Raw genomic sequence first — 19,705 nt, 5'->3', positions numbered from 1 at the left:
CGCGAAGCAGTGTGCGCCGCAGTTGTTCTAGGGCACCGGCAAGTCAATGGCCAATCGAGCATTGGCGAAGCTGCCGGGGAGTCAGGCGAACCGATGTTTCGGGTGACGCTAATCGCCTCGTCGCTGCCCGCAGCGTGTCCCGTCAGTCCAAGCGGCGTGGCATCAACGCCACATTGTCACAAAGTCACATCGATCGAAACGGATAGGCCGCTCGTCGACGATACCCATGCGTAGGCACCAGGCAGCGGTCGGAGTGGACGCTGACTGGTCGGTCGTTAGGCGACTCGCTTCATTGGCGATCGCCACTACGCTCGGGAGAGTGTGTTGAGAGAAGACGGCTGGAATTCTGTCAGCTTGACGGCGGCCTACTGGCAGCTCGCAGGAGTTCTGGCAGGCTTTGCCTTCGTGGCTCTCGCCAGCTACCTCATCACGGGGCCGGGCGGCAGCGTTGCCACAAGGAGTCGAGCCGACAGGAGCGGCGCGGCTCGCTCGCTCTTTTCCACCTTCGCGGCGCTTGTCCTGGTTGCCGTCTTGTATGCCCTCCTCACTGGAGAGCCTGATGGAAGCCCGCGCGCCAACTTGGGCGTGCTCGTTACCGGCGTCCCGTTTGGCCTGGCGATCATCACGATGTTCTACTCGCTGACTCAGATGGCTGCTGCACGAGGGTTATATGATCTTGCTCGTACCGGCCGCTTCTTAGTCGTATTTATCGGGCCGGTCGTCGTGTTCTCGCGGCTCAACAACGGCGTGTTCGTTGTCTCCCGCGGCACATCGTCACCGTGGCCACCGTACCGCACCGGCTGGGTCTTGCTGGTGCTAGTTGCGGTTTTATCGTTTATCTGCGCAGCGCTTGGCCGCCGCTTCCCGCGCTGGCGTTTTGGCGAAACCATCAGTGCGCATGCATGCCTTGTAACTGGCGTCCTTGCCGCCGGCATCGCCGCCTACCTCGCCGCCAAACCTGCTAGTTACAATCTTTCGGAGGGTGCACTCCACGCGACCGTCGCCCTCATGGCCGTGGTAATGGTCGGGTTCTCGGTGGCAGCGGCGAGCGCCATCTCTGCTGAACTGTCGCGCGCAAGATCGGCTGTGACCTCTGGTCAGATGCACCTATTCGATGTGGCGTGAGGCGTCACTCGCGTTGGATCGAGCGTTTGACTTAGCTGGAGACTTGACGACGAACTCGGCCGCTTATCATGGGTTGACTTACTGTCGGCCCCGTCGCTAACAACCTACTCCGCCTGCCGGTTGGGTTCCCCATGCTTACCGTCTTGATTTGAGTCCGGTTCTGCGGCCGGAACAGTGGGCGGTTCGGTCGTCCTGACCTTACGCTTGGACGGCTCGATGTAGGGCACTGCGTAGACCAGGAGAACAATTAGTCCCACCGGCACAACGAAGCCTATCGTGAGCGAGAGTCCAACCAGGATCCACCATACCTCGCTGAATGCTGCATCGCCGATATTTGTCACGGCGCCCGCAAAGAGTGGCCCGACGATACCGTAACTGAGCGTGCAGAAAATCGCTGTGGAAAGTGACCGGGCTGGTAGTGCGCCGCCGCCGGCAACGTCTCGGCGAGCACGTGCCGCTCGATTGCCTGCCAGCAAGGCCGCCAAGACGACGACCACGATGGGCAAGGCGTAGATGAGAACCACCAACAGCGTGGGAACGCGCCTTGCAATGACGATATAGATGTAATCCAGCGTCGTCATTCCAAGCAGCAGGGTCACCCCAGCGGCCACCCCAAACACCATAAAACGTGACAGCCGCCCAAGATTCATGCCGTGGGCTGCGTTGGCATGCTTCGACACCGCGGTCGGAGACGCATCGCCCCAAGCGTGGTTGGCGAGAAGCCAGGCGATGCCGCTGATGAGGGCCATGCCGCCGACACCGAGCAAGCCGCTCGCCGCCATCGTCTCGGCCCAGATGCGCTGGCATAGCGAGTCGAAGCTGCCACCGGCGATCAGGCTGAACAGATAGCTGTCGAAGCCGAGGACCACAAACGCGGCACACAACAGGGCAAGGGTGCGGGTGTTGGCTGGCCCCTGTCGGCCGAACAAGATGATGATCCCGGTAAAGACGAAGCCCGCCAGTACTCCGGCCAGTTGGGAGTTCGTGGGGGCCGACGTGATGACACTCCAACCGTTGCTGAGGCAGCGAGCGGTATCCATGCCAATGTTTCGACACTCAGCGGCTGTCGTTACATCGATGGTGGATGTGACAGGCCTATTGGAATTTCCCGAGCCAGTCACGACTGCGCCTCTTGCTCGTCTTGCAGGGCGAGAACGATGGCACCGATCGGCTCAGGTCAGACCTCGGCAGACCCACGCCTGGTCTGCGGTCCAAGATGGCCCGAACACCGCGTTCAGCATCCGGATGAGCGTCGGCCCGTCGATGAGTTCGAGCCGAGGGTCGTCACGTTCGGCGGTCCGGGCACCCCGAGTGAAGGAGCTGGTGGTGACGAGGACGCCGCGGCTTGCCCCGCTTTGCGCGACGACGCCTTGCAGTTGCCTAGTGATCGCTACACCCACCGGTGACGTGTGTGCCTTGCACTCGATCTCCACGAGCTCGCGTTGCCCCGGCACGGCCTTGGTGGCGATGACGTCCCGGCCACCGTCCCGAGATGGTGGGGTCAGCTCGACGGCGTACCCCAGCTTCCGGTAGAGCGCGGCGGCCAGGACCTCGAGGTCTCGCGGGCTGAGGTGGAACAGGGCTTCAGTGCCCGAGGTGAGGTCTTCGATCCAGCGGGCACGGATGATGGCCATAGCATCGAGTAGGCCGTCTGATCGCCCGCTCGGTCGGACGGTCCGGTAGACGTTGAGGTAGGCGCGGATGGCATCGATCGCCAGCTGTGGCGCCTGAGGCAAGAGATCGAGCACCCAGCGGATGCTGGGGTGCGGCATGACGTCGCCCCCGATCCAGTGCAGGAGACGCCGCCGGTACTCAGTCGGAAGCGTCTCAAGGCAACCTGCGCCGTCTTCAGACTGGTAGTCGAGGTGAAGGTAATGGCTATCCCGGGCGAAGCAAGACTCCTCAAAGAGAAAGAGGCGCAATAGGGCGAGCACATCGGCTTCGGGCCGCCGCGCCACGGTCGCGAGGTACTCCTCCCTGAGTCCGTGCGTCGGGAAGCTCCACGTTTGCACGCCTTCGCGTTGGCGGTCGGTCCACTCGAGCAGCGTCTCGTCGCCCGTCGGACCGTCCGCGTCATCGTGATCGCCTCGCGCTGGATCGAGCCATTGGTAGCGCTCGTACGCGTTAGGCGGCAGCACTGCTTCCAGCCACTCCTCCAGCTGGCCGGCCCAGTCGCTGTGAGCCCGCCACGTCCCACCAGCCGCCTCGAACTCAGCGATCTGTTCCTCAAGGGACAGCCCTAGCGCCATGACGCGAGTCTGCACTAAGGCTCTGACAGTCATGGACGACGAGTCGTCTGGGCTGTTGATCTCCGGCCGAGGGCCGAGCCGCCGCCAAGCCAACTGGTGGGCACCGCCAATTCCGCGCCATCCAGGCGCGCGTCCGCCAGCACTTCGACGGCTCGCCGCTGAAGTTCATCCAGTGGATCGACGGGACGCTCGCCGCCGCGGCCGTGGTGTCCGGTCAGAAGAATGCCTCGTGACGGTTCCGCTTGGTACGCGGCGTGGCGATGGTCGGTTGCTGTGCGACTTCTGAGGCCAGCTTGACCAGTCGTGTACTACGAGTGCGCCAACTTCCAGATCGCCGGCGACGTCAGTGGCGTGTTCCACTCCGGCTACGACTGGGACGTGGACTGTGATTGGCATACAGATCCGCCACTTGTACACGAACAGATGTTGGTTGCTCCCGTAGCGGGCTAACACTGGCTGGGCCGGGCCGGGGCGTGTTCAGCTCCTGGCCCAGCCAGCGCTTTGGCTAGTCTAGTAGCCAGACAAACGTGTAGCCGTTTCCGGGCTGCAGCGCGTCGGTGTCCTCAAGCTCGTATATAGCTCGGTGTATACCGAACTCCTTCGCTTTCCATAGCTGTAGACCCAAGTCGGTGAATTCCGCGTATGATTCATGTGCCGCCGACCAGGACATACCGTCTTGACATTGGCAAAGAATTACATGCGAGGATTGAATTCCCTTCCACCATGACACGCCTTTCAACTTCAAGGCGATCTGGATCTCGTCCGACCCAACAGCGTTGAGTGTCGTCTCCAACCGAATCTTGTCGCCGTCAGGGAGCTTAATTCTGCCGTTAAGTTGGGACGTGTTAATGGTCTTCAACATTTAGGACTCCTTTATTGAAGCTTGATGAGAGTCGGATTAAATTCCGACCATCGTCCCGACGCCCGTCATCGTCGGGCGGCGGGACGAATAGTGTCTTTACCGCCAACCTGGGCCGACTGGTTCGCGTCGTAGGCAGTAGGGATACCTAAGTGCCTACGGCGACATGTGCGTGACCGACGCTGGTCCCCATGCCGGACGCACCACGTTCACCCTGGCCCCCTCTATCGTGTGCGAGCGTTCACCGTCCCCAGCCTTGATAACGCCAACGTGCACACCTGCCGGGGGCATTCGACACCGACTGCGGCACTAGGTCCGAGACGGACAGCGTCTCCTCGGGCACTTGACACTGGCATCAAATGGGGGGACTTCTCAGGGGCAAGCTAATCGGCAAGCACGGCAGTTCCTCCGCTTTCATGTGGACTCGAGGCCGGACGACCCCAACTCTCAGTTTGCATCTGAGATGGTGGTACTCGCGTCATTCGCGGATATATCATCCTGTCGGGACCCGACATTCACCCGTTCGCGTCGCCCGTTCGGTGGAACCCTCGACTCCCTCTCTGGGGCCATCCGTGGCCGTTCCTGCTCGACGCCGAAGGAGTCGTTCGCCGAGGTGACCTCAACGCGATAACCGGCACTGGCGTGTTCTACCTGCGGCGATCAGACATGAAGCGACGTTCGTTTGTCCCGCACCCGCAGCGGACCGGCACCCGGTTGGGCCGAGCTGGGCGAGTTCGCCCTCGGTATCGACCCGAAGGTCGTTCAGGTCAGCGAGGCCCTCCACGCGATCACACACAAAGGCGTCACCGTGACACGCAGTGCCCTTGGCTCTTCCGGATAGTGACGCATCGCCCGGAGCTACCCCAGGCGCGGGCCTCAGGTACGCCGTGGGTAGCAAGCCTCGCCAAGGCGGGCAGATCAAACCCGAATCATGATCGAGCAGTCTCGCGCTGCGTAGTCAGTTCTCTGATTTATTTGTCGTTGATGAAAAATGGTTCCTTGGCACTGTCGTGTCTTGTGTTGATCTACCATCGGCGTGTCGACGAGGGTGGGCCGTCACTCAGTAGGGCGTAGCCGCGGGCTCGGACTGTCGATGTTCTTGGAGCACGCCTAGCATCGACCGTGGTCGGTTTTGCGCGACGTGAGTTACTGTCTGCCTTGGTGGTGAGTTGGTCTGGCTGAACCGAACCGGTTGGAGTGTCGCGCGGGCTTACGTTGGAGGGTGGCACGCTGGCGCACCGCTTCCCGGGAGTCATCGTGACTGGGCACCCGAGCGGCCTCGACCTCGAAGTGGTCCGGATCGGCGTGACCACTGAGCGGACAGGTTGCGTGAGCGGACACAGCTCGACGAGTGCGCCAGCATCGCGTCCTTGATCTTGCTGGGGCTGTGCAGGCTGGGGATAGTGAGGGCAGCCGACGAGTTGGAGCCGCCATGCCGCCCGAGAGCACCAGCACCACTGTCCGCACCCTTGACGGTCTGCACCTGGCGGGCACGTTCACTGCGCCCGCCAGTCCGCCGTCCCATGCGGTGCTGCTGGTGCACGGAGCGGGCGTGACGCGGGAGGAGGGCGGCTTCTTCACCCGCTTGGCCGACGGCTTGGCTGAGGCCGGAGCAGCGTCCCTGCGCTTCGATCTACCGGGTCATGGGGAGAGCGAGGGGCGCCAGGAGGACTTGACGCTCTCCTCCATGCTCAACGTCATCCGCTCTGGGATCGGCCATCTGCGGATGTTGGTCGACCAGCCATCGGTGAGTGTGGTGGCGGCCAGCTTCTCCGGTGGCATGGCGGCGTACTACACGGCCAAGGTGCCGGAGGACGTCTCCAGCCTGGTGCTGTTTAACCCGCTCATCGACTACAAGCAGCGGTTCGTGGACGAGAAGCGCGCCTGGGAGACCGGTCAGATCAGCGACAAGGCCGGACGGCAGTTGCTGGAGCAGGGCTACGTCGGTCACTCGCTGACCTTCCGGCTTGGCCGGCCGATGCTCAACGAGGTGTTCTGGCTTCAGCCGCGGGCGGCCTTGGCGGACATCGTCGCCCCGACCCTCATCGTCCACGGCACCGAGGACACCTTCATCTCCGTTGAGTCGTCCCGAGCGGCTGACCGCCAGCTGACGTGCGAGCACCAGCTGGTTGAGCTTGAGGGGGCTCAGCACGGGTTCGCCGTCCACGACGACCCGGAGTACGCCGACCCGCAGAGTCAGCGGTGGCAGGCGTCTGTGATCGACTCAACGGCTCGGTGGATTGCGACGCACAGGTAATACGGTCGCCGACGGAGGTTCAGGGTGCCGCGTCATGGGGCAGTGCGCCCCACGAGCTGTGTGGCGGAGGCAGCGTTTGGTCCCGTCGTTTGACTCGGGCATCGTGATCGAGTCGAGGCGGGGAACGGGTAGGGCCGCCTTTGTGTGTACCGCTCGCCCCACTATCGGATGACCTAATTGTCGCGAGCCATTACGTACACAACGTTCAGACACGAAGTGCGGCACCCCGGACGTTCAATCGCTACCTCGGATGAACCGCTTCCTGAAGCTGCCGCACTGCGGGGCGGTTGCGCCACGGTTTCAGGACGTCAAGCACCCGCACCAGCTCACGCTTCGTTCGCTGCGAGTTGGCGTCCTTCGCCCGGTGCGCTGAGGCCACACCCGTCGCAGCAGCCTGATCCGGTTCACCGGCTAGCGCCAGTGAGGCGGCCATCCATGACAGGAAGAACCCGTAGTCCCGCGGGGAGAAGGTTCGTTCGTTGAGCGTGCGTTCGTAGAGCGCCACCGCGCGACGGGGCTGGCCCGCTTCGGTCTGGCAGATGGCCGCCTGCATCGTCAGGAGCGACGGGCCGTAGTGCGCTCCGAGGCTCCGGTCGTCCGGCTGGCTTTCGGCTGCGGCCAACAGGTTGCGTGCCTCGTCCAGCTTGCGCTCGACGCTGTCGATGGCGGCACCGAGCATCGCTTCCGCCCGCGCTTCCTGCTGTACTGCCTCGGCGCGGACCCGCTTCGGTAGGTCATAGGACGGGTGCTGGGCGGCCTGGCTGAGCGTCAGCATCCGCATGGGGTCGCGCTCGTCATAGGCCAGCTGCGCTTTCTTCACCAGCACGTAGCCCTGCATCGCCATGTCACCCGCCTCTTGCGCCCATTCAATCGCGCGGTCATGCCAGTAGAGCGCGGTGGGGAGATCTCGCAGGTCGCGGTACAACCAGCCAGCAAACTCGGCGATGTCGGCCCCGACCGCCAGCAGCTCACGCCGGACAGCCGGCTTGACCTCGCGGGCGTGCTGCTCAATAGCGCCCAACAGACCGAGCACCGCGGGCATGGTTCCGTGGGAGCCAAGCCGACCGTCATCGGCCTTGCAGGCAGCCAGTTGGCGACGGAAGTACTCCACCACCGTGCTGTCGAGATAGCGGTGGGCGTCGTCCATGGCGGCGGCGAGCTGCGGCGCTGCGGGCAGACCGAGTGCGGACAGACTCGACAAGCCCAAGCCATGCTTGAGCAGCGAGCGGCGGTTCAGCGGACTCATCTCGCTCCATTGGGCGACGGTGGCAGCAGGGTTCCCCGATGTCCCACCGCTCTGGCTGAGGCGGTCGAGGACGACACCGTGTGCACCGGCGGCGGCCTGCCCACCAAGCGGCACCAGCACCGGCTGCCCGTTGATCACGACAGACAGCGCAAGACCAGGCTGCGACGGTGCCACCACCTCGTCGGGCAGCGCGGCCTGCTCGGGCAGGTGCACTGTCGAGGTCTCAACGCTGGGATCGGGCGGTGCACTCGGCATCTGGAACCACAGTAGGTCGTTGGGGATACCGAGAAGATGCGCCCAGCGCATGAGCTTCTTGAGACTGTTGATCTCCTCGCCGTTTTCGAAGTGACTCAGCCTGGTTTGCGAGATGCCGCCCCACGAGGCGACGATCGCTTGAGGGATGTCCCGGCCGTGGAACGGATGCGTCCGGAAGGCCCGGATAACGGCGCCCATGTCGCGAGCCGTGAGTGCGGCCTGCATCGATGGGTGCTGCCAGAACTCAGCTGGCACAGCGGGCGGCCCCGACCGCAGCTGGCGCGCGGCCCTGACGCAGGCATGGCAGAGGGGACCGGGGTTGTCACGGGCGAGCCGCGTGCCACAGCGACAGTGGCGCCTTTCCTGCTGCATGCCCATAGTCGCGATCTCCGCCCGTTCCCGCCCTCGACGACTGCGTCGGTCTCGTCACGTTACGCGTACGCAGCGTAGCCGCTTACCAGTTTTTCTCGTACGAACATGCGCGAGGCCGCAAGCCGGAAATAGCAGGTGAGCGGCACTCTCATCACCGGCACCCGGTGCCGGATGAACCCCACCGGATCTACCCCGACTGATCCCGGTGGACGCGCCCTCCGGTGCTGGGTGCCGTCCACAACTTTGTGCGCTGCGAACCCGAAAGCAGGTGACACGCCATGACCGCCCTGACGTCCGTCCTGGCCGACCGGCTTGGGGAGGTGCGCTGATGACCGTCTCGGTTCCCGGAGACACCAGCAGCAGCGACGGGTCGTCCCCGGCGGCGGTGGTCTGGGGGTACCTCTCCTCCGAACAGGCCGACGCCATTGAGATCGCGGCCTGGCGACACGAGATCGTGGTCTACTGCCGGTCGCGTGGCCTCAAGCTCGCGGGCGTCCGGGTCGACCGCGGCCTGCCGACCGACCAGATCGTGCGGCCAGGTTTCAGCGCCCTGCTGGAAGTCTTGGAGTTGCCCACGTCGATTGGTGTCGTGGTCCCCCATCCCGACCAGCTGTCCCAAGACGTCAACGCGCAAGCCTTGCTGACCCGCCGCATCCGGCAGACCGCGTCACGCCTGCTGTTCATCGATGGCGAGGCGTCGCCAGGGGTCCTCCCGCTGGCTGGTGGAGGCGTCGCCTACGCCTACGTGTGCGGGCAGCACCCCAGCGAGGCGGCAGTCGCGACAGCCCGGACGCAGATTACGACGTACTGCGAGCGCCACGGCCTGCGGTTGGGCGGGGTGTTCTCCGATCTCGCCGTCGACGAGGCGGTGGGGATGCCCGACGGGCTCCGCCAGTTCGTGTTGACGGCCCGCCCCGACGTCACGGAGGCGGTCATCCTGGTCGATCTCGATCATGCGAGCGGGCTGATCCTGGCGCTGGAGGCCGTTCGGGCGATACAGGAGGGCGGCCAGCAGGTGATGGTGCTGACCCGCGTCGATCTGGATGAAGCAGTGGGGCAGTCGTGACTAGCGATCGGCCGCTGGCCGACGACGACCTGCGGGTGGGGAGTAGGCCGGTCGAGGATGTGCCGACTGAGCGCGCACAGCTGCTCGAACGGTTCCGCTTGCTGGACACCAGCGCCAGCGCGGCGCGCTACGGCAGAGCCAGGAGGCTCATCGCGGACATCCGACAGGCGAGTCGTCATGGATAAGGACGAGCTGCTGTTCCTCGCCCGGCTGGCGAGCGTCAATACTGCGCTGGGCCGCTACATCGCGCGGTTGATGGACGAGGCCGCCGGCCGCGGCACCACCACCTACTCAGTGCCGCTGGCTGAGATCGAAGACGAGCTCGGCCAGGAGCTGATGCAGCTCGGTCGGGTTCTGGTCGCCAAGGGCACCGGGCAGCAGTCCGGGACGGCCACTGGCACCGATCTTGAACTTCCGGCCGGCGGAACTGCGGCCACGAGCCAGTTGCAGCCTTGGACGGACGGAGTGTCATGACGTCTGCGACGAACATCGCCTTTGCCATGACCACCTCCTTCCCGGGACTTGGCTATGAAGCGAGGTGAGATCTGTAGGGCGCCCAGCGCCTCACGGTTCAACAGGAAGGATCGAGTGGATGTAGTCGAACAGCTAGTACCAAAGCTGGTGTGAGCTTGACGGTCGCCCGGCAATCAGGCCAGGTTGCGGAGCCCTTCGCGTAACAGATCGCAGCCTCGCCGCGATGTATAGACGATACATGCTGGCTGCGAGGGGGTGGCATCATGGAGCGCATAGTTGCCAGACGCCAATGCCCAAAAATCCTCGTGTCAGGGACGCACTCCACCGGCAAGACGACGCTCATCGCAGAGTTGGAGAAGGTGCTACGCCCGTCGCGTTTGCGGGTTATTAGCGAGATTGCGCGAGAGTGCCCATTTGTCCTCAACCTAGAACAGAACGAATTGAGCACGGCGTGGCTGATCGCCGCTCAGGTGAAGGCCGAGATAGAGGCTCAGACGCATGCAGATTTCGCGTTGGTTCTTTGCGACCGGAGCATGCCCGACATTTTCGCCTACCATAGCGTGGCGAGTTCGAAGCGAATTGGTGCGATCGCTACCTTTGCGTCGGAGTGGATGTCCACGTACGACCATGTGTTCCTGTCGGAGCCTGATCTCACGATGGACATGTCTGCTGACAAGCTTCGTGTTCCAAGCGTGGCCTACCGTGCAGAGATTCAACAGGCGATCAGAGGATGGCTGACCGCCGTCGGTGCCGAGTACGACACACTTCCCCACGGCCTCGATCGGCAGCTTCCCTATGTCATCGGTCGCTTGCAGGAAAAGGGGTGGCTCTCGTGACAGGTCTTCTCGTGGCCATAGAAGGACCGAAGTATGTTGGCAAGTCCACCGTGATAGCCCAGTTGCGATCCCGTTCTGCCGATACGCATGACTGGGTGTTCACGAAAGAGCCTACCGATGCCTTTGACCTTGGCAACGAACAGAATTATAGAGGCGCTGATCTCGCCAGACTTATCGCCGACGATCGTGCTCGCCACATCCGCGACGTCATAGAGCCTGCGCTTCAGCGAGGACAGGTGGTGATAACGGACAGGTACGTACTTTCATCGTTCGTGTTTCACTGCCTCGACGGCGTTCCTGTTGAGGTGGTCGCCGACCTAAACGAGCGGTTCCGGAGGCCTGACTTGCTTATCATCTTGCAGTCTTCGGCAGCCGCACTCGCCACCAGGAGAGCTAGTCGGACGACGCAAACCCGCCTCTCCGAAGCAATCTCCTCGGAGGCTGAGATCCTCGGCTACATCACCTACGCGAGCAGGTGCCGGCCAATTTCTGGCGAAGTCCTGTTCTGTTACAATGAAGTAGTGACTGATTGTGACCAAATCGCTGGCCGGATCATTGCCGAAGTGTGCACAAAGAGGGCTCCCCATGCCTGACTGGATGCCGGACGGCAAGCTCCCTAATGCTGCAACCGAGAACGGTGCGTTCCTCTTTCTGGTTGGTATTATTCTGAACCAGAACATTTCGGGTGAACTAGCGTGGCGTGGCGTGGCCAGACTGTCGGAGCGAACGTCGATGGCTCCGCAGCACCTTGCCGAGGGGTCGGCCAGCGACCTCGCCCTGTTCATCCAGGAGGCTCCGGCTGTTCACCCCTTTACGTCCGCCATGTCACGCGCAATCTTCGAAGCCGCTGAGGTTGTGTGTGGCAAATACGACGGAGATGCGCGGCTTCTTTGGCGTCAGTCGACCAGCGCGGAGGAGGTGATGTCGAAGCTAACGAAGTTCCGGCAGGTCGGTAGGCATAAGGCCGAGGTAGCAGTGTTCCTGCTGACGTCCGTCTATGGAGAGCTTGATGCTGAGCCACCTTCGGGCGTTGAGCGGGCTTGTCCAGCCTTGCTTGCGTATCTGAATTGAAGCAATCTAGGAGGGTACGGTGTCGGCAGTAACGTTCGACGATGAGCGCCAGATCTTCACCGCAGGAGATACCCCGACATCTACACTTGTCAGCGGGATGGATATTCCGCTGAGCCTTACGTTCCAGCTCACCCGAAACTGCAACTTCAAGTGCGTCTATTGTTCGGAACCGCCGGGCATCAGGTCCCGTTCTCTAGACGAGTTGCTGGAGATGGTCGACAAGCTGAGCGGCATGAGGCGCATCATCTTCTCAGGCGGAGAGCCGATGGCCTACAAGCACTTCTGGAAGGTCGTCGAGCACGCCCAAGGCAAATTTGAGCGCATTGTTCTTTCCACCAATGCAAGCTTCATCACGAGAGAAGCAGCCGCACGTCTACGAGATCTGGTGCACTACGTCGATATCACCGTGGACGGACCTCGCCGCCAGCACAACCAGATTCGCGGTCAGTACGAGAAGGTCATCCGTGGGCTCTCGCGCGTGGCCGAAGAAGGGATTCCGCTCTCGGTCATCTGCGTATACATGGGTGGAAACAAGAAAGTGATCAACTACATCGCCCACACGGGCGACATATTCGGGGCGAAGAAGGTTAAGATTCTGACGACCATTCCCAAGGGAATGAGTAAGAACCTCTTTGAAGATTTCACAACCGGCGAAGAACTCGATCGGTTGTACGCGTACCTCCAAGATGGTGTAGCTCGGTTTCGATCGGGCGCTCCAGGATGGCGCGGGCCATCTCGCCGCATAGTCCAACGGTCGTCAGTACCGCTGGAAGAACGTCGGGCCCCTGCAGATGATCGGCCCCTCGACCAGTAAGGTGCTCGGCATGGCTCAGAAAGTGCTTGTCCAGCTCATCGACGACCTTGACGGCAATCCCACGGACGACGGCGAAACCGTCTCATTTGGTTTGGACGGGGTGACCTACGAGATTGACCTGCGCCCGGAGAACGCCAAGATGCTCCGTGACAACCTGGCCGACTTCGTAGCCGGCGCTCGTCGGAGCGGCGGCCGAGCGAAGCGTCGAGCTGCGACCACGACGCGCCGAGTCGTGCCTGAAGCCCGCACCAAGGAGCAGACCAAGGCGATCCGGGACTGGGCCAGGAGCAACGGCTACGAGCTGGCCGACCGCGGGCGTATCCCAGTGAACATCATCGAGGAGTTCGAGGCAGCACACCGGTGAGCAGTCGCTCCGATGGACCTGGCTTGGTCACTCAGCCACCTTCTTAGTAACGGCGAATCGTCGCGATGGGCGATCGTTATGCTTGCTTGAGCGGCCCCGGCTAGTACTGCCGTTTGCTCTGGCGAGCGGTCTGCCAGTCGACAGCCTGCTGGCGCAGGACACCGGCGTAGTTGGCCTGTTCGGCCAGCTTTCGGGCGCGCTCCATAGCTTGCTCTCGTAGGAGCTGCCGTCCCTCGGCTTCCTGCTCGGCCGCCAGGCGTACCTGTTCGGCTTCATCGGCCCGTAGTTCCAGTTCGGGTTGGACCGCGGTCAGACTGCTGCAACGGTGCGGCGCCTGCCGTCCTTCCAGCGGTACTGACGACCGTTGGACTGGTACGCAGGTAGGGCCAGGACGAGCCAGTCGCTGCGCTCGCAGGTTGCCTCGGGGTGCGCCTGGAAGATGGTGATGGTGACAGCGAACTCCTTGATGACGACGTTGAGTTCACCGTCACGGCGCAGGTAGCCCTGGTAGTGGCACTTCGCGTCTTCCAGTTGTAAAACTCGTGGTAGCGATGCCGCAGCACGGGTGCCGCACGAACGTCGTAGCCGCGGCGTATGGCCTCGCGGACCAGCCCTTGGAGGATTGGGCAGGGAGCGGCGCTCGCCGGAGGGATACGGGCATGTGCAGCTGACGGTCGTCGGCTTGCAACGTCGCCGAAGTACCCGTGCCGCAGCAACGCGACGGCGGGTAGATCCTCAGGCGCGAGTGCGACTCGCCGGGCCGCGACGTCAACCAACTGAGGGACTGGACGGACCTTAGCCTTCGCCTCGGGCTCGACGGATCAGCGACCGACAGAGCAACGCTCATGCAGCAGCCATGCGGACCAATTCCGGTCAGTCGATCGGCGATCCTCGCCATCGCTCAACCGCTCCCGCAGCTCAGCGCGGGCTCGCCGCAGTTGGCCCTCAACCGCCCTAGTGGACATCCCTAGGCACTGCGCGATCTCCCTATGCGGCATATCCTCGGCACTCAGGATCAGGACTTGTCGCTTAACCCGACTTAGATTCGCCAAAGCCGAATACAATGAGTGTGTTGCAATAACAGCATCCTCGGCAGAACGCGTCGCGTTCGCCCTCTGGGAAAACTCATCCGCCACAATGCCGCTCGCGCGCGTGTGATCCAACCAGCTTCCGTGCCAGCGCGCGTAGCGTCGAAAGACATTGGGAAAAGATCGGATGCAGGCCCCGATCGCGTAAGTGGTCAGCGACGCCCCGTGGTTAGGGTCCCACTGGCCGTCCCTGAGTTGCCTCTGGAAGAGGGCCAGCCCTTCGGCAACCGTTTCTGTCGCCAACTCATCTGCGTCCTCGGGCACGAACCAGTCTGGCACAGCGATTGAGCGCCCAAGTTTGGCGCTCTCTTGAAAGATCCGGCGTGAGCGGATGAACGCCGTTACGACCGCCAGGGCGTAGGTGGCTACGCTATTTATATACTCCCGATACTCCGGTCCGTCGAAGCCTTCCGCTTGCAAGGTTGCGACAAGAGCCCTGTCTGACTGTGCGGCAAGTCCAGAGCGGGTGAAGAGATCGCTGGCGCGGTCCTCGAACGGGGGTTCAGGAGGACCAGGTACCTGGGTGCGAGCAGCCGACGGCTGCGCTGGCACGGCCGTAAGCTCTCGATCAAGGACGTTGGTCACTGAAGGCTCCGTAACGTTGGTCCTGTGACCAGGCACAACGTGTTTTTTCAGGGTCAGTGTGGGTTAGCCCCGTTAGGCTGACCTATGACCGGGTGTGCAGAGGCGGGAGGACGGTCCTGAGGTGATCTCGGGATGTGGTGCCGGGCAGCGGGATGGCAGTCCCACTACCCGGCGAGGCCTCACCTCCACCTCTGTACGTGCAGTTGAGCAGGTCGCCACCTGGCTAGAGGTTGCTAAGCCACCAGGTGACGGCGGTTCGGAGCGCCCAGGAGAGGGCCGCCTTGGACAACTTGCGCCATCGCTCCCTCTTCTGGGCCTCCTGCTCCTCCGGCGCACCGTCGCCCCTCGAACGCTCCGTCTCCGCCTTCGGCGGCACCGGCTTGTCCTCGGGTTGCTCCGGCGTTGGACCGCCATTGGAACCGGGGTTGCTGCTCATTTCACCTCCCCCATGCAGGGCAGGCCACCCCGCGGACGAGGTGCGTTCCGGCCGTCGGCAAGATCCACCGATCGTCCAGGGTGAGCAGATGGAGTTGTACGACCGGCCGCGGATGCAGCTGGTCGCCGCGAAGTCAATCACAGCTTGATTTCGGTCAGCAAATCGACCCCTGTCGAGTGAATGGTCCTACGTCTAGGAGAGCGCTTCCACGGCAGGGTGCTTACGCGACGAATGCAATTCGCTGCCTAAAACGTCAGACCGGCACTTGGCCGCCTACCTGCGCAAAGACGTTGCCAATGGACGACAAACGTCGTTAGGTAACGCACAGTGAGCCTCACGGGCGAGCAACGCCCAACGGAGCTAACCCGTCCCTAGGTCTCACAGTCGCAAATATCTCGCAATTGCCAGCCTTTGGCGACAGTTCCGAAGTAGGCGGCACCCTGGGCGTTTATCGGTCGTGGCCCACAGTCGTTACACCGAACGTGAAGATCGGCTCATGTCGCAACCCCCGCTCACGCCGGGCCACTCCTTGCAGGCGGCCACACCCATCAGGCTGGGCGCCACAGCCCAGGGGTGCAGCCTCGGCGCGAAGCTTTTGAGTGCGCAGATGTCCGCTCCACGAGCCTGTCTAGCTTCTGTCCCACATTGACGGCCAGGCCGAGCGATGAGGGTACGACCAGCGGTGCGCACCTCAAACGCACTTCACCGGTGATCGTCGGGATCCCCGTTGGCCCGTTGGCGGGTCCGCGTCAGCGTGCGGCGCGGGGACGGCTGGGCCGGCTCGCCAGGTGAAGCTACTTCTTTCGTGTTTGGACGCCCGCCACACTAGAGCCGGTTCGTTACACATCTAGCTCGGTTGTACCCGATTGGCGTAATAAGAGTGGATGTGCTGGTCGGCAGGCGTGTCGCGCGGTAACGACACGGGACCGTAGATCGATCACGCTGCAAGCAGCCGAATCGTCAGCCGTTTAGTTCGGGAACGATTCTCGTTCGCGTATACTTGATCAATAGCACTGGAGAACTATGCACATCGATCGACTGGCCGTGAAGAACTTTCGCAATCTCGCGGATGTCGAGGTTCGGTTGCTTCCTGGTGCCGTAGTTGTCGGTGAGAACCGTGCGGGCAAGAGTAACCTCCTCCACGCGCTGCGCCTGATCCTGGACGGCAGTCTGTCGTACGCAGACCGCCAGTTGACCCGGGAGGACTTCTGGGACGGTCTCTCGGACGGCTCCGACGACTGGGACCCGATGGCCGAGGGCTGCGTCATCGAAGCCTCGATCGACATCGTGGAGTTCGAGGACGACAAGCGGCTGATCGCGGCCCTCAAGGATGCGCTGCTCGCCGAGGATCCGATGCGTGCCCGCCTGACGTACCGGTTCGCGCCCGTTGATGTTGGCGACCTGACCGTCAAGCAGAAGTACCGCGGAACGGTCTACGGCGGGAACGACAGCGAGCGCTCCATCCCTGCGGACGTGCGGAGCTACCTCTACTTGGTGTTCCTCCACGCCCTGCGCGACGTAGAGGCCGACATCAAAAGCTGGCGGCGTTCGCCGTTGCGGGCGCTGCTTCAAGGCGCGGCGTCGGCGGCCTCGGATGACGACCTGGGCGAAGTTCGAAACGCGATGAAGGAGGCGAACACCAAGCTCAACGAGCTCGATGTCGTCAGAGAGCTGGGCGGGAACATCGGCCAGAGGCTGATCGACATGGTCGGCGAGAACCATGCCGTTGACACCGAGCTCGCCGTGGCGCCGGACGATCCGCTGCGTCTGATCCGCAACATGCGCCTCTTCATCGACGGGGACGCGCGCCGCCCGCTTAGCGGCGCAAGCCTAGGTACCCTCAACGTCCTCTACCTGGTGTTGCACGAGCTGGGACGCGACACCCGCCTTCTCGACGACTCAGACATCGCACACGTCGTGATGGCGATCGAGGAACCGGAGGCCCACCTCCACCCGCACCTCCAGCGCCTGGTGTTCCGACGGCTGCTGGACGAGCAGACGCATCCCAGCACCGTGCTCGTCACTACCCAGTCACCGCACATCGCCAGCGTCGCCGACCCGCGGAGCCTGGTGGTGTTGCGAACCGTTCAAGGCAGGACCGTCGCGGCCGAAGCCCACACCGCGGACCTGGACCACGCCGAGTGGGACGACATCGCCCGGTACCTTGACGCCACCCGCGCCGAGCTGGTCTTCGCGCGTCGCGTTTTGCTCGTTGAGGGCTTCGCTGAGCAGGTGCTCGTACCGAAGCTGGCTGAGGCGATTGATATCAACCTGGACAAGCACGGTATCTCTGTCTGCGCGATCCATGGCACCCACTTCACCGCGTACGCGAAGTTCTGTGAAGCCCTCGGTATCCCGTGGGCGATCTTCACTGATGGAGACATTGATAAGGAAGGCAAGAGTCAGGGGCAGCTGCGTGCTGCTGCCCTCATGGCCGCTCTGGGCAAGACCGGGAGTCCGCACGAGCACGGCATCTTCGTGGGTCAGCGCACCTTGGAGCACGATCTGCTCACCGCTGATTCGCGCAACATCGAGTCGTGCTTCGGGACGCTGACAGAGCTGTGCAAGTCGCCCTCAGCCGCGACCGTCGAGGCGTGGAACGGGCGAGACCCGGGACACGACGCCTTCATGAAGATGATCAAAAACGCCGGTGGCAAGGGACGCTACGCGCAGCGGCTGGCGCTTCGTCTGGTCCATCCTCCCGAGTACATCGCTACCGCGCTCGACTACTTGGTGGGCCGATGAGTGCGCTATCCGTATCGGTTGGCCAGCTCCAAACCAACGCACGCCAGTGGGAGGCGTTCACTACTGAAGGGCATTGTGTCGTCCTGGCACCACCGGGTAGCGGCAAGACGCAGTTACTCACGACCCGGCTGGCCTTCGATGTGGCGAACAAGATCAAGAAGCCGCAGGGTGCAGCCTGTATCACCCTGACTAACGCTGCGGCCGACGAACTGCGCCGGCGAGTCGAGTTGCTCGGCGTTGAAGATCGACCAACGTTGTTCGTTGGTACCGTGCACAGCTTCGCGCTTCGCAAGATCATCGAGCCGTATGCCACGATGATTGGGCGTCCAGAGCTTGCGAACATCACCATCGCGAGCAAGCAGCAGTGCGACAAAGCGTACGAGGAAGCGATCGACGAGGCGTTTCCCTATGGGGCTGATATCTGGAATGTCAGATCAACCATCAAGATCAATCGTGAACGCCTGGCAAGTGCGGAGGACTGGGCGAGACACAGTGATGAGGTGCAGCTCGCCGCTAAGTTGTACGAGGCCAAACTACGGGATCAGGGGTTGTACGACTTCCTCGACGTCGTTGCCACCGCCGTTGAGCTTGTCGAACGGCATCGCTCGATCCGGCAGGTGCTGACAGCTGCCTATCCGCATATCTATGTTGATGAGTATCAGGATCTTCCGCCGGGGCTCGACCGCCTGGTGAAGGCGCTCTGCTTCGACCACCTTTCGAACTCGGAACTGTTCGCGGTAGGAGATCCAGAGCAGGCGGTGTATGCATTTAACGGTGCCAAGCCAGAGCTCCTGCTCCAACTGGCTCGCCAGCCTGATGTGGCGACAGTAGAGCTGGAACACAACTATCGATGCGGCCAAGAACTCATTCGGATCGCCAACCTGATGCGCCGAGGCAAGGCACCTATCACTGGCCATCGCGAGGGTGGGCAAGCCTCGGCAACTTATTGTCCCGGCGGTATGGAAGATCAATACCGTCACGTTGTGCAGCATGTGCGTGACGGGGCCCGGCGCGGTGTGTCACTGCACGAAATCGCAGTTCTATGCCCACTGCGGGAGCAGTGCCGCCGAGCGGCCGAGCTGCTCCGTGCAAACGGTATCCCCGCATTCTTTAGGGATACGGAGGAAACCTACCGTCTCGGCTTGGTGACCGGCTTCATTGAGGGTGTGGCCGCGTGGGCCGCCCTTGGCCGGGAACGCAGCCACTATCGGCTGGGTGACCTGTTGTGGCGGTGGCGAACCATCCGCGGGTCACGATGGACGCAGGACGACGACGTCGCCCTGGTGGAGCTGCTGATGGCCTACCAGGATCGGACCCAGGAGCCCGCGACCTCATTCGTCTCGGACCTCCTTGCTCTCGATCTTGCTTCCGCGCTCGACCGGGTGGCCTTGGCCGACGACGCCCTGGAAGTACGACGGATGCAGGCCGCCCTGACGACAGGGGATCTCCGAAATGCATCGGTGCGAGAGCTCGCCGAGCGAGCCCGGAAGGTCGACCGAGTCGAAGTGACTACGACGGTTTCGAGCAAGGGACTTGAATTTGACATCGTGCTCTTGGTGGGCGCAGACGAAGAAAGTATTCCGAGCTGGCTATCAAAAACAACAAGTCAGCTCGACGAGGAGCGCCGTAAATTTTATGTCTCGATCACCAGGGCGCGGAATGAATTGCGGATTTTCTACTCGCGCTGGGTGTTGACGAAGCGTAACAACCGACGGGATGTGCAACCCAGTCGGTATCTGCGGGAAATTGGACTTATCTAGCTGGGTCAACCCGCGCAATTAGGCTGAGTCGCACGAGTGGTGGCTCCGTGGGCGTGGGGCTACATGAGATCGCAGTCGGTAAATCAGAGTCAGTCTGTCATTA

General features: G+C 62.7%; 15 protein-coding genes. 11 read left to right on the top strand and 4 right to left on the bottom strand.

The window, feature by feature from the left end:
* Positions 1-321: 321 nt before the first annotated feature.
* A complete protein-coding gene (locus tag AB0A74_RS09640; protein WP_358248396.1) occupies positions 322-1,125 on the top strand; it encodes a hypothetical protein in 804 nt (267 codons plus the stop codon).
* 104 nt (positions 1,126-1,229) lie between these two features.
* On the opposite strand, the gene AB0A74_RS09635 is transcribed toward AB0A74_RS09640, so the two are convergent.
* Together AB0A74_RS09635 and AB0A74_RS09630 are read right to left on the bottom strand one after the other, a co-directional pair.
* On the bottom strand, positions 1,230-2,165 hold the full coding sequence (locus tag AB0A74_RS09635) for a hypothetical protein (RefSeq protein ID WP_358248395.1): 936 nt from the start codon (positions 2,163-2,165) through the stop codon (positions 1,230-1,232).
* 132 nt (positions 2,166-2,297) lie between these two features.
* The gene (locus AB0A74_RS09630) at positions 2,298-3,374 is read right to left on the bottom strand and encodes a restriction endonuclease (RefSeq protein ID WP_358248394.1); all 1,077 of its coding nucleotides are present in this window, start codon (positions 3,372-3,374) and stop codon (positions 2,298-2,300) included.
* Positions 3,375-5,665: 2,291 nt separating this feature from the next.
* Between AB0A74_RS09630 and AB0A74_RS09625 the strand changes: the two genes are divergently transcribed.
* Complete coding sequence (locus AB0A74_RS09625) at positions 5,666-6,490, top strand: alpha/beta fold hydrolase (protein ID WP_358248393.1); 825 nt, start codon at positions 5,666-5,668, stop codon at positions 6,488-6,490.
* Positions 6,491-6,731: 241 nt separating this feature from the next.
* Here the strand turns inward: AB0A74_RS09625 and AB0A74_RS09620 are convergent, their stop codons facing one another.
* Positions 6,732-8,216, bottom strand: a complete 1,485-nt coding sequence (locus AB0A74_RS09620; protein WP_358248392.1) for a helix-turn-helix transcriptional regulator — start codon at positions 8,214-8,216, stop codon at positions 6,732-6,734.
* A 475-nt stretch (positions 8,217-8,691) separates the two neighbouring features.
* On the opposite strand from AB0A74_RS09620, the gene AB0A74_RS09615 reads away from it, so the two are divergent.
* The 7 genes from AB0A74_RS09615 (at position 8,692) to AB0A74_RS09585 (ending at position 12,988) form a co-directional block, all read left to right on the top strand.
* Entirely contained in the window at positions 8,692-9,429 is a 738-nt protein-coding gene (locus AB0A74_RS09615) for a hypothetical protein (protein ID WP_358248391.1), read from the top strand.
* Positions 9,430-9,606: 177 nt separating this feature from the next.
* The gene (locus tag AB0A74_RS09610; protein ID WP_358248390.1) at positions 9,607-9,903 is read left to right on the top strand and encodes a hypothetical protein; all 297 of its coding nucleotides are present in this window, start codon (positions 9,607-9,609) and stop codon (positions 9,901-9,903) included.
* Positions 9,904-10,166: 263 nt separating this feature from the next.
* Complete coding sequence (locus AB0A74_RS09605) at positions 10,167-10,739, top strand: ATP-binding protein (RefSeq protein ID WP_358248389.1); 573 nt, start codon at positions 10,167-10,169, stop codon at positions 10,737-10,739.
* Complete coding sequence (locus AB0A74_RS09600; RefSeq protein WP_358248388.1) at positions 10,736-11,332, top strand: hypothetical protein; 597 nt, start codon at positions 10,736-10,738, stop codon at positions 11,330-11,332. Before AB0A74_RS09605 ends, AB0A74_RS09600 begins: the two co-directional genes overlap by 4 nt.
* Entirely contained in the window at positions 11,325-11,810 is a 486-nt protein-coding gene (locus AB0A74_RS09595; protein ID WP_358248387.1) for a hypothetical protein, read from the top strand. Before AB0A74_RS09600 ends, AB0A74_RS09595 begins: the two co-directional genes overlap by 8 nt.
* A gap of 19 nt (positions 11,811-11,829) precedes the next feature.
* A complete protein-coding gene (locus AB0A74_RS09590; RefSeq protein ID WP_358248386.1) occupies positions 11,830-12,624 on the top strand; it encodes a radical SAM protein in 795 nt (264 codons plus the stop codon).
* A 10-nt stretch (positions 12,625-12,634) separates the two neighbouring features.
* A complete protein-coding gene (locus tag AB0A74_RS09585) occupies positions 12,635-12,988 on the top strand; it encodes an Lsr2 family protein (protein ID WP_358248385.1) in 354 nt (117 codons plus the stop codon).
* 821 nt (positions 12,989-13,809) lie between these two features.
* Here the strand turns inward: AB0A74_RS09585 and AB0A74_RS09580 are convergent.
* A complete protein-coding gene (locus AB0A74_RS09580) occupies positions 13,810-14,340 on the bottom strand; it encodes a sigma-70 family RNA polymerase sigma factor (RefSeq protein WP_358248429.1) in 531 nt (176 codons plus the stop codon).
* A 1,780-nt stretch (positions 14,341-16,120) separates the two neighbouring features.
* Between AB0A74_RS09580 and AB0A74_RS09575 the strand changes: the two genes are divergently transcribed.
* Positions 16,121-17,842 carry an AAA family ATPase gene (locus AB0A74_RS09575; protein WP_358248384.1) on the top strand — a complete coding sequence of 574 codons (1,722 nt, stop codon included), beginning with the start codon at positions 16,121-16,123 and terminating at the stop codon, positions 17,840-17,842.
* Positions 17,839-19,602 carry an ATP-dependent helicase gene (locus tag AB0A74_RS09570; protein ID WP_358248383.1) on the top strand — a complete coding sequence of 588 codons (1,764 nt, stop codon included), beginning with the start codon at positions 17,839-17,841 and terminating at the stop codon, positions 19,600-19,602. Before AB0A74_RS09575 ends, AB0A74_RS09570 begins: the two co-directional genes overlap by 4 nt.
* The last annotated feature ends 103 nt before the right edge of the window (positions 19,603-19,705 follow it).

The sequence above is a fragment of the Saccharothrix sp. NPDC042600 genome (assembly GCF_040647305.1).
GTDB classification, from domain to species: Bacteria; Actinomycetota; Actinomycetes; order Mycobacteriales; family Pseudonocardiaceae; genus Actinosynnema; species Actinosynnema mutabilis.
This window is presented reverse-complemented; position numbering and strand designations above follow the sequence as displayed.